We start from the raw sequence: 13,497 nt of genomic DNA, 5'->3' as shown, positions 1-13,497 counted from the left end.
GACTCTGGGACAACGGGTTGGTCAAATCGACGAAATGCAGAGGAAGCGGAATCGCTTGCCCCCGGTTACTTCGACTAAAGTTTGCCGATCGACTTTTCCGCTCGTCCTCCAAGAGCGGACGAGGCCCTGGGCTCGCTGCGCAGTGCATTGGATCGTCTCCACGCACGAGCAGCGATCATAGATCGTCCCGAATTCTCCTTTCGACCTCAACAACAAACAGTGAAGGCCTAGCTGCCGTATAAATGATGTGTAGCTCCTCTTTCGGCCGCGTGAACCCGACGTAGAAGAGTCTGCGGGCTTCACGCTGTTCGGCAGGACCCGCGTTTTGTCGCGGAATCCGTCCATCGTCCATCGCAAAGAGAATTACGATCTTGAACTCCCGCCCTTTTGAGCTATGCAGCGTTGACAGATTGATGCGTTCGCTTCCCTCGCCATCACCGGCGAACTCGCCGAGCTTCATTTGAGAGGCGTCTCCGTCGCGGCCCGTCCTCTGTAAGAATGCGCTGAGAACAGCTGCCTCCTCAGATGCTGTGCGGCACCGTGCGAGCAATTGACCAACGGTGCTATCGACCACGCCCTGTAGCCATGTATTGAGCCGCTGTTGATCATCGCGGTTGACCCAAAGGAAGCTCGTGAGACTTCTTTGGAACGCAAGCCTGTCCTCCTCAGAGAGCAGCGCCTCGCTGAAAATCCTCCGGCCTTCATTCAGGATCTGAGCGAAGCGAGGCTTACCCGTTCGCCAGCCGCCGCAGCACCAAACTGCGCAGATCTCCAGCCATTTCATCAACTTGCTTGATCGCGGAAACAGAGCATTCGTATCCGCGCGGATCGTACCGAAGCCGTAACGCTGTGCCGAGGCGACGATATTATCGCCGATCCATGCAGCCGGATACAGGATGGCGATGTCGCCCAATTTGATCTCTGGATGCCGATCGAGAATCTGAGGGAATACAGTGGCGAACAAGTAGTCGGCCTGCTGCCCGTAATTTCCTTGGCGCGGGTGGAAGAAAATCGTGCCTTGGGCGGCTCCTTCAGGGGCCTGATAGCCTCTCTCTTCGCCCAGTGCATACTCTGAAGCGGTCACGATCCGTGCCCCGCATCGGTAGTTGAAGCGAAGCCTCACAGTTTGAACATCACGTCTCTCGGAAATTTGCTGCAAGAGCTCTGGATGCGCACCAGTGAATCCATAGATGGACTGGTCAACGTCGCCGACAGCAAAGAGGCGCATCCCCGTGCTGAAGCAGAGCCCCAGAACCATGCGATGAAGCGCGGCCCCGAGATCCTGATATTCGTCCACGGCCAAGACCGGGAATTTCGCAAGAAGCGCACGCTGCAGCCAATCGTTCTCGCGCAGCGCCCTCACAGCCAGCAAGGGCATATCGTCGAAATCGATGAGGCCTACGTTCCGAAGCTCTGCCTCGAACGCTTCCACCAAGCTGGCGAGCTCGGGATCTTCATTGCGCCATTGTTCGGTTTGCCTGTTCAAAATGGAGCGCCGATATCGCGTCATGCGAGAATCCCAATCCTGGGGATTTCCTGGCCCACCAATGACGCGCCGATGAGCCCGCTCAAGCGCTGCCCGCCGATCTTGCTGTGTAGCAACCTTGAAGTTGTCTGGCAGGCCAAGCGCAGCCGACTTGGCGTAAGGCATTACAATTTGTGTAAGAGAAAACGAATGCACCGTGCCGATGAAAACCCGCGGCCCCGGCTCGACGCCCAATGCCGCTAGGCGCGTTTCCAACTCACGCGCACACTCATTATTGTAAGTGATGCAAGCGAGCCCTCTCGGCTCTTCCACATCTTCAGCCAGTATGCGTGCCAGTTTGATCGTCAAGGTCTTGGTCTTGCCACTGCCTGGACCCGCCAGCACGGCGCAGTGGCCCTCGCTATTGTAGGCTTCCCACTGCTCTGCGTTTCCGCGCAGCTCTTCTGCAGCCCGCAAATATAAAGCAGTTTCAGACACGATCGGTCACGAAGTTGATGGCCTTCCGAATGTACGAAGGCGGCTTCAGGTCACCCATGCGGGCTACGAGGCTTTGAGCGAAGCGACCCTTGCCGATCGACTCTATCATGGCGAGATACTTGCCCTGATCTAGCTTTTCTGGGTCTCCCTCCCACTCGTCAATCAACGCCTTGCGCTCGTCTCCGAACTCACCCTCTCGTAAGCCTTCAATAATCAGGGGGACAAAATCCTTTTCAAACAGATCAATCTCCAGTGTGTGCAGGTTCGAGAATATTCCGTACTTTTCGCATTGCTCACAGAACTTGTTGTAGTCGCCAAGATCTTTGAGTTCTTTGAGCAGCTTTGTTGGCGTCTTCCCTGTCTTTGTTTCTTCAATAACCGATACCAACCCGAGCGTGCGGTTGAAGCCCAGTGGAAGCTTTTCTTCTCCTCTCGGATCCCAATCGGTTAGCACCGCAAACGGGATGCGCAGGCCGGTAAGCAGCTTGACATAGGGTGCGAAATTCGTGCCTCCGACTGAGCAAACCGTAATTCCGAAATCATCCAGAGACTTCCCCAACGTCTGGGCGAATGCCGGCACAAGGAAACGCTCGGCATCCCCTTCAACAAGAAGCACGCCCCTCGCAAACAGCATCTCGGCCCGCGTCACGTCGATGTATCGTGCAAGGTCCTCGACCTCGCCGCCGGCGAGATCAATCGAGGCCACAGATCGACCAAGAGTGCCGTTATCATTCGTCTCCTTGAGCAGGACGATCGACTGAAGCGGAGCGACGCTCGCGATGTGCGGGGAATGCGTCGTCATGAAGACCGACAGGGCAGCGTCCTCATCAGCATCATCGCCGATGCTCTCAAACAGATGCCGGTAGACTGATCTTTGCAGGTGAGGATGAAGGTGAGCCTCCGGCTCCTCTATCGCCAGGAACGTATGGTCCCGCTTGTTCTCTTCAAGCAGTCGCTTCAGCTCTAGCGCCTTCAGGCCCAGAAAGACGATATTTGCCGAGCCGAGGCTTGCATCCTGTATCCCGCGTCTTCCCTCATCGATCAGGAACTGAATGTTCCTGTACAGTCGCATAGGATCGGTCGGCGCGAAGCCGAGACGCGGTTTCACGTCTTGCCGAGCACCTCCCATTTTGGCCAGCAGCTCCGCGATGCTCTCTTGAAGAGCTTTAACCTCATCAAATTCGACAATCTTCTTGCTCGCCGACTCGATCTCTTTGCTGATCGATTTCAGCTTGGCTTGATCCACGCCCTTGAAAGCGTTCTCGATCAATGGCCGGAGCGGTGAGCGTCTCCACGTCGCGAGATCACCTTCGGCATCGCGTAAGGCCGATAGGACGTCAATCGCCATCCGACGCCGTAAGTCAAATCCGAAGCGCTTCGCTTCATCTTCACCGCCATAGCAGACGAACTCATAGTCCTCATCTGTTGTGGGATCGTCCTCCAACTCGGCGCGGGGACGGAATTCGTAAGTCAGTCTGACGGTATCTGGGTCATCGTTGAGGCGGTAGTCTGTAAGCAGTGCCAGCGTGTCGAGATCGTCCTCAAAATCTTCAATCTCGACGGAAACGATGATCTTGTCGTCGCTACCGGGTGTGCCCAGTCCGTCCCAGAAGTCAGACATCTTGAGCTGGCGCGCGCTGTCCGGGAGCGTGGCATCGAAAATGAGCCTCAACGCGTAAAGCAAATTGCTTTTGCCGACGCGGTTCTCGCCGACGACGACGATGTTGCCCCCAAGGGCTACATCCAGCTCAGAAAAATTCCTGAAATTCTCGATAATGATTCTGGAAAGATGCACAGTTATTCCACCTCATTTCACCCTGGAGCAGTCATCTGCCGTAGGTGCCGGCTTACGAATATCTTCGGAAGTCGGAAGAGACCTCGGTCCCGAATTCAATGTACTTGAGTATGCGGCCAACTTCGCGCGCCGCTTTGATGGGAGCAGGAATCTTCTGGTCGAACTGCGTCGTGCTCCAGTTGATCTTCGTCAGCGCCAAAACGTCTTTCGCCAGCGCGAGTATTGTCCGGTCCGTGCTTTCATGTGGCACCAGCAGCAGGGGGCGAGGGACGCGCAAGCCTGGGTAGGTGCCGTAATAGGGAACGCTGCCGCGCGTATAGAGGAGGCCTTTGCCTTTCAGGTCAACGAAGGTGCCGCGCAGCACTGGATAGTTCCCCTCGCGGAGGATGGCGATGGGCGAGCTCTCCTGGACCCACAAGAGATCCACCATTTCGATGCCGGCTTTGATGAGCGCTGCATCGACGCCGTCTGCTTCTTCCGGGCGGAAGCGAGAGGTCTTGAGAACGACGACGCGCGCGGGCACGTGCCCATGAAAGGCTTTGTAAGTCTTGACCGAGCGGGCAACCAGGTCCTCGGCATCGTCAGCCGTCAAATAAGGATGCCGGCCGCGGCTCTCGGTCTGGGCGCGTGCGCCACGCAAGATAAGGCCTCGGCCGCGATCGTCAAACATCTGGGCGGTGCTAGTCCAGAGTTGCTGGCCGTTTAAATCGCGATAGAACCCGATGCCAAGGAAGCTCGTCCGGTATTCTCCGACGGTCGGCAAGAGGCGCCAAGGAACCTTGCCCGCCTTATAGTAGAGTTGGTCAAGCAGGTTCCAGGCGCGCGTGGCTTTGACCTGACGCTGACGGTTGCTGTCGCGTTTGACCTTTCGGGGGATTTTGGCGGCGTCGTCCCACGTGTCGGGCCATACGATTTGCGTCGGGACGTCTAGGTGAAGCGTCCTGGCTTTGAGCAAATCCCGGAAATTGAGGCCCTCATCGCGATGATCGCTTTCCTCGGCGGCTTCGACCTCTTCGTCGCTTTTGGCATTTACAAGCTTTTCGATCAGCGGCACGGGCAGTGCCAGCACAATCACGTCGGGCTTGGCGCCGCCCTCTATGAGGGCGGACACAAGAGACTTGATCAGCTCCACAGCCTCCCGAACGGCCTCATCATGGCGAACGATCGAGGTGATGTCCTTGACCTGCCGGCGTGACAGCGTCGCCGTGGCGCCCTCTGGAACCTCAAACTTGCAGCGGAATGGATTTTGGTTGCCGAGCCCAGGAAAATCCGGATTCAAGTTGACCAGCTCCTTGTTGCCGCTCTCGATGCCGCGGCCGGTTTCGGCCAGGAATTCTCGGAAGCCGTTCACTGTGTCTTCCGTGCCGATGACTCCGACATTAACAACATCGCCTGAGCGCGGTTGGAGCGGACCATACCGGCGCAAGCCTTCGCGCGGATCGAGGTGCTGGCCGCCATCGCCGAACTCTAGTAGGGGCTCATCGAAAATGTGGGTCTTGAAGTTCATGTGGCGAGCCCTTCGGCGAAGAGATCAACCTGCATGTCTGCGGCGCGCGGATCCGTACGCGTCCAGGTGTCTTCCGGGACGGCGCGCGAAAGCTCAAGCAGCGGAAGACGCTCAAAGCTGAGCAGCGGCTCGGTTAAGTCTGTGTCAAACAATCCCGGCCGGGCTTCGGAGCTCGTCACCAGGAGGTGCTGCCACATCATCACCTGGCCGCGAATGGCAGCATTCTTTTCAAGCCGCTTCTTGCCTGCAAGGAGCGCTTCGGGGTACGGGTGCGGCTGATATCCGTTTCTTGTGAAATAGAAGGTGGGATCGGTTACGACGAACCACTCATCGGCAAGCCGTTCGAAGCGGAACGTGGCTGCGTGGTGCCGGACATACCCTGGATGTTTGAGACCCTTCTTGTTCGGGTAATAGCTCACCACCTTGGCGGAGGGCTCCTTGACGTTGGCCGCATACTTGTAGCTCCGAGATCTGTTTTCACCTGTCGCGCGGAAATAGAACAGGCGTTCCTTGCGCAAATAGTTGAGTTCGGCAGATGTCTGCCGGGCGGTCGTGCGGCGCAGTAGATCGATGATGTCGGTGATGTCGTCCGAATCGTCGCTTAGGGCTATCAGCTCGGTGTCGACAGCCTCGACTTGGTCGAGATCGACAATAGCGCGTGTGCAGCAGTTTCGTGGATCAAAGAACGAGATAAAGCGCCGCTTGCGGATGACCCAATCAAAGCGCGTGTCGTCATGCTTCTCAAGTTCGGGAGCGGCGTCACGGATGCTACCGAAAGGCGAGGTGGCAACAAAGATCTCGTCCGGGAGCTTGATCCGCAGGAGATTGATGATGGCCTGCTCGCCAAGATTGAGAGGCGGCAGGTAGACGCCTTGGGTGCGACGGTCGATCGTGAGCGCGCCAAGCAGGTCTGCGCAGCGGGGATCGAATACGTCTGCAGCCTTGTCGAAGTACAGGCGGCGCTCTTCGCCTTTGACGCCGTCGGTGACATCTTTCCAGTACGCAGACCCATCGAACTGGCGCCAGAGAACAATGATCACAGGGTAATTGGTTTCGCGCCAGTAAGCGAGGTCGTCGGGCTTAAGAAGATACTCAAAGCCTTTGTCGTCCTCGCGGATGTACTGGCCGCGTTCGGTGGACTTGACCTGGACGCCAAGGACCTTGCCGAGCGGGGCGCCCGTGATCGGATCTCGCAGCTCTATGAAGCCATCGGTGCCCGCCTCGAGCCGGCCACGGTGCTCGTAGATGAACTTCATCTCCAGGACGAGCTTTTTTACCGCGGTCTCGCCAAGTTCTCCCAGAATCTGGCTGTCTGTGATTCGCTTGCCCATCCCACAAGATTAATGAGTTTTCGGCTATCGGCGAGACGATTGTTCTTCTTATGTTCGAAATCCTGTGGAGATCCGGCGTTCGCTGAATGGGCTGTTGCTGTGTTGATGCGATCTCAACCGCGAAAGTCTTATTGACGGACGCGATCCTCCAGAGACCGGACACGTCTGCGGCGAATTATAAGTCGCCAATTGCACTGGTGGCGATGACCGCTAATGGGATGACACAACGTTGTGCGGCGCACCGTCCGGTCAAATGTGTTTCGTCACTTCTGGCCCATCACGTCAGGTAGTCGATGTCCGTTATGCGAGGCCATGCTGACCTGCCAAAGACCGTTCCACGCGCCGGTCGGGAGCGTCGCAGGATGTCGGCTTCCGCTGCCCACCGTCCAGCCTTTGAGAAGCCACGTTTTTGTTCCCAAGCCGACCAGAGCACTTGCCGCATGAGTGGCAGGCAGCGGACTGCGATTGAGCACCGTGACGGTCTTGCCATAGTAGGTAGGAACGCTTGGCATTTACGAAAGCAGATTCTAATCCCTGCCGTACAAAAAAGCAGGGTCACAACACCTCCCGCTCCCAACTATCGTCCAGGCTATCGATGGCCCAATTATTGAATTTTATCAGACTTCGGACCAACGTCTTGGAGTATTCGCCACGTCCTGACGCGATGTAGTTTTTCAGCATGTGGCCACGGTATTCGAAGAAGCGGCGTATGTAATGGATGCCATCCTTGTATTCCCCCTTCGCGAGCTCACGCTCCCTGATCAAGTCATCGGGTTTGTGCGCAGTGGCGGATAAGCCATCCGACGAGTGAACGACAGAGCGTGTGTTGCTGCCAGGCATTAGCAGCTCCCTTACATAAGCATTCTGCCGAAGTGTTTCGTAGCGGTCCTCTTCGTCTTCCTCGATGGTCTCCGGAGTGACGAGGATGGTCTGATATATAGCAAGAGGAGCCTGATAGAATGCGAATCGCACTAGAGGGGTTTTTACTCGGAAAAATGCATCGAAATCGCCCGCACGGGTCACACCTTCCAAGTCTTCAAGTTTGCGTGGGAACGGAAAGCCCATTCGTGACGCAAGTAGATATTCCGTCGACACGTTCACAAAGATGAGATCGTTTATAGTGAGAGCTATCCAGGAAGGCCACATCAGGAAGGGCAGGTCGCCCGCCCCGTGCATGATGAGGCCTTTGTGATCTGGGTTGATGCGATAGACCAAAAGAAATCGATCCTTGCGGCCGATGCGCTGGTCTATGTGGAATTTGGCAGGAGGGAGTAGAAGCACCTGGCTGAACAGCCGCATGCCGAGCCATAGCCCGACGCGAACCTTGTCGAACCAATCGAGTAGGTCGTTCCACTGTGTGGCTGTCAAAGGATCGGCTGTAGCAAGTCTGGTGATGTAGCCTTTGGCGCGTCCTTCAAGCTCGGAGTAGGCGTTATTGCAGACATCGCAGGCAGGAAAGTGAAATTGGTTGGCCGCAAATCGGCGCTCTCGTTTGGCTTCGTCCTTTTCGGCATAACGAACGCCAAGGTTCCATGTGCGCTTGGGATCACCTGTGAATGCGATAAGCCACTGGGGGATGACATGTTCTTTGGTCTTGCTCCCGGGGGGGGCTTCCGCAGAACACGCATGTCTTTTCATTGGTTAGTAACATATCCGACGATTTCGCCCTCCGCGCTCCACTGTTCCGCATTAAGCATTTTTACAGCTGGAACGGTCAAGCGCCACCACGGTGCACACGCTGGACTGATCAATCCTTTCCAGAAGAGCCTCGCAGCGTCGAAGTTTGACGCATTAAAGCTCCGTGAGTTTATGGAAGTCAGGGACGCCGTAAACGCACCCACAGTCGAAATTGTCCACTCCATATTTGAGAAGTCGCGATATGGCTATGTAATGTGGGCTTACAATCCCGTTCGGCTTAGGTCACGCGACTAGCGTTCGACCGACGACACGCGAGAGACTTTACATGCTGCGAATAAGTTTCCATCGGTTATGTCGACTAGCTCGCAGGCGGCCCTTCACGCGGACGCTTCTCATCGGCACAGCAAGCCTCTGGGTCATCATGGCAGCTCTGGTCCAACATGGACTTGGAGCAGGGCCTCTGCTCCTACGCACTTGCGTAGTCGCTGCAGTTGGTCCGCTATGCTGGCGTGCAAGAATGTGGCTCTGGTTCCATCGCGTATGGCTCACTGTACCTGCCTTACTGGTATTGTGGATCTACGCCGCGGGCAGTTACAGCTACTGGCACGATCTACTGGCGATCCTAACTGCCACCGCCCTAACATTTCTCGTCTTTGCGCCTCCACCCCGCCTCACTTCCTTCCACCTCGCGCCTAGTCGCCGCTGGTTTCAAACCGCCTGGCTACTGCTCAGCTGGACCCTCGTTTCGATGGCTGACTTTGTGTCGGAAGGCTGCGCTCTTCCGAAAAATGGGCACGTGGTTGCGCCAGAGAAAATGCCTGACGCCTGGAAGGATATTCGCGTCGGGCTCGCTCTGTCGGGCGGAGGGTATCGTGCGGCGCTCGTGCATGTGGGCGTCATGGAGGAGCTTGCAATTCTGGGCGTCCCCGTGACCCATCTAAGTACCGTCTCTGGTGGCTCGATCATAGGCGCCTGTCCGACATCAACACTTGTGAGACTAAACTAGCGGCTTGAAGAACGGAGGATTTCGGGCTCATCGTAACCACCTGAGGAGTGGAGCATGAGACAGAAATCCAGCCCGCCAGAGACACAGTCCGAGCGTCTTGTCAGAGACATTCGGCGGGCCACCCGCAAGCAGTATTCAGCCGAGGAGAAGATCCGCATCGTCCTCGACGGCCTGCGTGGCGAGGTCTCGATCGCCGAGCTTTGCCGCCGGGAGGGCATCGCTGAGAGCCTCTACTACAGCTGGTCGAAAGAGTTCCTGGAAGCCGGCAAGCGGCGCCTGGCCGGCGACACGGCGCGGTCGGCGACCACCAGCGAAGTTAAGGACCTCAAGCGCCAGGCCCTGGAGCTGAAAGAAGTCGTTGCCGAGCAAGCCCTCGAACTCCGGCTGCTCAAAAAAAGCATGACCGGGGATGGGGGAGACGAGGCATGAGGTACCCTGCATCCGAAAAGCTCGAGATCATTCGACTCGTCGAGCAGTCCCATCTGCCCGTGCGGCGCACGCTGGAGAAGCTCGGCATTCTGCCGGGCTCGTTCTATCGCTGGGTCGATCGCTATCAAACCGGCGGCGTAGAAGCACTGGATGACAAGCCGTCAAAGCCATCGCGCGTCTGGAACCGCATTCCCGATGACGTGCGCCGGACGATCATTGAGATGGCGCTCAATGAGCCCGAGCTCTCACCCCGCGAACTCGCAACCAGATACACTGACACGCAGGGCTACTTCGTCTCGGAAGCCTCCGTCTATCGTCTGCTCAAGGCCCACGACCTCATCACCAGCCCCGCCTTCATCGTCATCAAGGCGGCGGATGAGTTCAAGGATAAGACCACTGCAGTCAATCAGCTCTGGCAGACCGACTTCACCTACCTGAAGGTCATCGGCTGGGGCTGGTTCTATCTCTCGACCATCCTCGATGACTTCTCGCGCTACATCATCGCCTGGAAGCTGTGCACCACCATGAAAGCCGAAGACGTCACCGACACCTTGCAGCTGGCACTGGCCGCGTCAGGCTGCGACCAAGCCCGCGTCGTCCATAAACCCCGCCTGTTAAGCGACAACGGCTCGAGTTACGTCTCCGCCGATCTCGCCGAATGGCTCGGCGACAACGGCATGAGGCATGTGCGCGGCGCGCCCCATCACCCGCAAACCCAAGGCAAGATCGAGCGCTGGCATCAGACGCTCAAGAACCGCATCCTGCTCGAAAACTACTATCTGCCCGGTGACCTCGAAGCCCAGATCGGACGCTTCGTCGAGCACTACAATCACCGCCGCTACCACGAGAGCCTCGCCAACCTCACACCGGCCGACGTCTACTTCGGACGCGGCCAAACTATCCTGTTGCAAAGAGAAAGGATCAAACGCGACACCATCCGGAAACGACGATTGCAGCATCAATCGAAAGCCGCTTAACATCAAACCCAGGTGATCCCGAGCCTCCGCTCAGTTACGCCGCAAACTGTCTCAAAGCATTCGACGACGGACAATCCTGATCTTGTCATCTGAGAGTTCTAAATCCGTCAGATAGGTCCCATCCGGGAGAAGGTGGGTCAGTTCCTGCAGGATGAGCTCTGGACGTGGCCCGCGTCGTGTAAAGTTTTGGATCTCATTGGCTATTTCCAGCTGGGATTCTTGCTGAGCAATAGAGGCACGAAGGGTCTGATGATGCGCTCTGGCTTGTTCGACCTTGTTGCGAAGGTCAGCGGACGCGCTTGAAACTTTCCAGAAATATGACGCCCCGGCGAACAGTGCGAGGAGGGCTGCCACCGCTACTAGAGAGGCTTCCACTCGAATGGGAGTTTGGGGCGGGTGATCGTGAACGGCTGACGCGGCTAAAAAATCAAGTTCAATCGGATGCACGCCTGCCTCATCCCAACAATCGACAAAGCTGGGGGGGAGCCCCATTGCGGTCAGTGTTTGGATGTGCGGATCGATGTAGTCACGTTTTACAATAAACAGACGCAAGGCGGTCTTATCGCGAGACAAGGTTCGCGTGTCGTCGTCGACGAACGCGCTGTAGATTTCGCCAAGCTTAAATGGGGTTGTTCGTTCGATGTCGAGATCGATGATACTTCTAAAGCGATCACGGGCGTTCGTTGGTAGTACGATTTTTCTTTCAAGGCAGGCGCTTTTGTCGAGGCGTATCCCGATCATTGCTGCGTTCTTGTTCAAGAGCTCGGTAAGACGTTCTTTGAAAGCGTCGCTTGGTTCAAGGCTTGCTGAGCGGCGTTCAATCTCTTCGATGTGACCATTATCTTCTGCGAGCCAGCGGACGTTCCCTCCGGCGATGGCGGCAACAAAGTGTCTCGTTGCATCGTTACGGCGCGAGCGGTCCAACGATGAGAATAGTCCACGCAGCTCTGTGAGCCACCACGTCAGGAATCGTTGACCCACCCCCATGTGTCTTTTGCGCCCTCTCGCCGTGATCCGCCGATTTGAATTGTAGCCGGGCGAAAGCAGGATCGCTATCCTTGCTTGCTGTTCAGTTGGACTGTGACGTGACGATGACTTCAATCAGTGCAAGCGCCTGCCAAGACGTCGTCGATCTTAGGGCCGCCGGCTTTATAAGTTCGTTTTCGGATCGTCTCCTCCAGAGCAATATTCTGGATGAAATGGCTGTTGGCAGAGCCCAGCGGGCTCAAAGTCAGTCCGGCGAGCGGTTTGACATCGTATTGAGCCGGTTGGGATTATTGAACGAGAAGACTCTCGTTCAATTGTTGGCGGATCACTTCGGGTTTTCCATCGCAGTGTCGGCCGATTTCCCTGACGAGCCAATGTTTTGGGAGCTGGTTGACGGCAATTTCCTCAGACACAACAGGATTGTGCCGTTTGCTGAGCGTAATGGGCATGTCTGCGTTGCCGTTTGTGATCTGGAGCGGACAGATTCAGCGCACGCTCTTGCCTATCGCATCGGACAACCCGTCGAGGTCTTTCTTGCGGAAGAAGCGCTCATTCTTGGGGCGATAGAACAGCTTTACGGAGAAGCGAAACCAGCTGCCGCTTCGATCTCGACTGGTACGCTTGAGATTGGCGGATTTGACGAGGAGGATGTTCGTCAACTCGCCGATCTCGGATCCGAAGCGCCGGTCATTCGGTTGGTCAACGAGCTCATCTCGAGCGCCTGCGATCAACAGGCATCAGACATTCACATTGAGCCGCGAGACGATTGCATCGTTGTCCGCTACCGAATTGACGGTGTTTTGCAGCAAGTCAATCGATTGACTCTCGACCTGCGGCCGGCGCTGACTTCTCGGATCAAGATTATGTCTCGCTTGAACATTGCAGAACAGCGTTTGCCTCAGGACGGACGCATAAGGACAACGGTGCGTGGAAGAGAACTCGACCTTCGAGTCTCAACGATGCCGACGTTGCGGGGCGAGAGCATCGTCATGCGATTGCTGGACCGTGCCAGCGTCAACCTCGATTTGCGGTCCCTGGGATTTTCTTCAGAAGCGCTTGCTGGGCTGGAAGCGGCCTTGAACCAGCCGAATGGCATACTGCTGGTCACCGGTCCAACGGGGAGCGGAAAGACGACGACGCTTTATGCAGCCCTGCAAAAATTGAACGGGCCAGGACGGAAGCTGTTTACGGTTGAGGATCCCGTCGAGTACCAGATTTCGGGGATCAATCAGATTCAAGTCCAGCCCAAGATTGGGCTCAATTTTGCGTCTGCACTGCGTTCAATCCTTCGCCAGGACCCCGACATCATTCTCGTAGGCGAGATGCGCGACCTGGAGACTGCAGAAGTCGCAATTCAGGCTTCGCTTACAGGACACCTCGTCCTTTCTACGGTTCATACAAATAGCGCAGCTGCAACCCTGACGCGGTTGCTGGATATGGGTGTCGAGCGTTATCTGCTCGCCTCGAGCGTGAAGGCGATCCTGGCGCAGCGTCTGGTGCGCCGGCTTTGCCGACGTTGTTCGGCACCCCTTGCAACGACGAATCCAACGGCGACGCATTTGCTAGAACTACTCGAAGAATGGGGACGTTTGGCAGCGGGCGATGATCTTCTTGCGAATTGCCGTGTTCCGGTTGGATGTCGCGACTGTCGGCAAACCGGCTACAGCGGGCGAACAACGATCAGCGAAGTGATGAGCCTCGATCAGGAAATGCAGCGCGCGATTGCCAATAGAGAGAGCGAGGCAAGCATTGGAGAATTGGCGTGTAGGGGCGGGATGATACCAATGTTTGCCGATGGCCTCCAGAAAGTCTTGTGTGGGGAGACAAGTCTCGATGAAGTTTTGAGAGTGGCCAGGGTCTGACA

At 56.6% G+C, this 13,497-nt stretch carries 10 protein-coding genes; 3 read left to right on the top strand and 7 right to left on the bottom strand.

Features of this window, described 5'->3' with window-relative positions; all coding sequences use genetic code 11:
- Positions 1-175 precede the first annotated feature (175 nt).
- From R3D51_17405 to R3D51_17380, 6 genes are all read right to left on the bottom strand, one after another.
- Positions 176-1,963: an ATP-dependent helicase gene (locus R3D51_17405; protein MEZ5901261.1), complete on the bottom strand. Its 1,788-nt coding sequence runs from the start codon at positions 1,961-1,963 to the stop codon at positions 176-178.
- A complete protein-coding gene (locus tag R3D51_17400; protein ID MEZ5901260.1) occupies positions 1,956-3,758 on the bottom strand; it encodes an AAA family ATPase in 1,803 nt (600 codons plus the stop codon). The genes R3D51_17405 and R3D51_17400 overlap by 8 nt, the downstream gene beginning before the upstream one ends.
- A gap of 52 nt (positions 3,759-3,810) precedes the next feature.
- A complete protein-coding gene (locus R3D51_17395; GenBank protein MEZ5901259.1) occupies positions 3,811-5,265 on the bottom strand; it encodes a hypothetical protein in 1,455 nt (484 codons plus the stop codon).
- Complete coding sequence (locus tag R3D51_17390; protein MEZ5901258.1) at positions 5,262-6,596, bottom strand: DUF4365 domain-containing protein; 1,335 nt, start codon at positions 6,594-6,596, stop codon at positions 5,262-5,264. The genes R3D51_17395 and R3D51_17390 overlap by 4 nt, the downstream gene beginning before the upstream one ends.
- A gap of 263 nt (positions 6,597-6,859) precedes the next feature.
- Positions 6,860-7,108, bottom strand: a complete 249-nt coding sequence (locus tag R3D51_17385) for a hypothetical protein (GenBank protein MEZ5901257.1) — start codon at positions 7,106-7,108, stop codon at positions 6,860-6,862.
- Positions 7,109-7,151: 43 nt separating this feature from the next.
- Complete coding sequence (locus R3D51_17380; GenBank protein ID MEZ5901256.1) at positions 7,152-8,234, bottom strand: hypothetical protein; 1,083 nt, start codon at positions 8,232-8,234, stop codon at positions 7,152-7,154.
- Between the two features lie 517 nt (positions 8,235-8,751).
- On the opposite strand from R3D51_17380, the gene R3D51_17375 reads away from it, so the two are divergent.
- The gene (locus R3D51_17375) at positions 8,752-9,240 is read left to right on the top strand and encodes a hypothetical protein (GenBank protein MEZ5901255.1); all 489 of its coding nucleotides are present in this window, start codon (positions 8,752-8,754) and stop codon (positions 9,238-9,240) included.
- A 54-nt stretch (positions 9,241-9,294) separates the two neighbouring features.
- Positions 9,295-10,646 (top strand): IS3 family transposase gene (locus R3D51_17370; GenBank protein ID MEZ5901254.1). Its coding sequence is split into 2 segments (ribosomal slippage): positions 9,295-9,631 and positions 9,631-10,646, totalling 1,353 coding nucleotides; the frame shifts between segments, so codons are not numbered across the junction.
- A 51-nt stretch (positions 10,647-10,697) separates the two neighbouring features.
- Here R3D51_17370 and R3D51_17365 read toward each other — a convergent pair.
- A complete protein-coding gene (locus R3D51_17365; GenBank protein ID MEZ5901253.1) occupies positions 10,698-11,570 on the bottom strand; it encodes a PilN domain-containing protein in 873 nt (290 codons plus the stop codon).
- A gap of 167 nt (positions 11,571-11,737) precedes the next feature.
- Between R3D51_17365 and R3D51_17360 the strand changes: the two genes are divergently transcribed.
- Complete coding sequence (locus R3D51_17360; protein ID MEZ5901252.1) at positions 11,738-13,495, top strand: GspE/PulE family protein; 1,758 nt, start codon at positions 11,738-11,740, stop codon at positions 13,493-13,495.
- The last annotated feature ends 2 nt before the right edge of the window (positions 13,496-13,497 follow it).

The organism is Hyphomicrobiaceae bacterium, assembly GCA_041397645.1.
Classification (GTDB): Bacteria; Pseudomonadota; Alphaproteobacteria; order Rhizobiales; family Hyphomicrobiaceae; genus Hyphomicrobium_B.
Note: the sequence above shows the minus strand (reverse complement) of the source record. Positions and strands in the feature narration are given on the sequence as shown.

Excerpts from the sequence above, each read along its gene's own strand:
- R3D51_17395 (MEZ5901259.1), bottom strand. The coding sequence starts at position 5,265 with ATGAACTTCAAGACCCACATTTTCGATGAGCCCCTACTAGAGTTCGGC.
- R3D51_17390 (MEZ5901258.1), bottom strand. The coding sequence starts at position 6,596 with ATGGGCAAGCGAATCACAGACAGCCAGATTCTGGGAGAACTTGGCGAG.
- R3D51_17385 (MEZ5901257.1), bottom strand. The coding sequence starts at position 7,108 with ATGCCAAGCGTTCCTACCTACTATGGCAAGACCGTCACGGTGCTCAAT.
- R3D51_17380 (MEZ5901256.1), bottom strand. The coding sequence starts at position 8,234 with ATGAAAAGACATGCGTGTTCTGCGGAAGCCCCCCCCGGGAGCAAGACC.
- R3D51_17375 (MEZ5901255.1), top strand. The coding sequence starts at position 8,752 with ATGTGGCTCTGGTTCCATCGCGTATGGCTCACTGTACCTGCCTTACTG.
- R3D51_17360 (MEZ5901252.1), top strand. The coding sequence starts at position 11,738 with ATGACTTCAATCAGTGCAAGCGCCTGCCAAGACGTCGTCGATCTTAGG.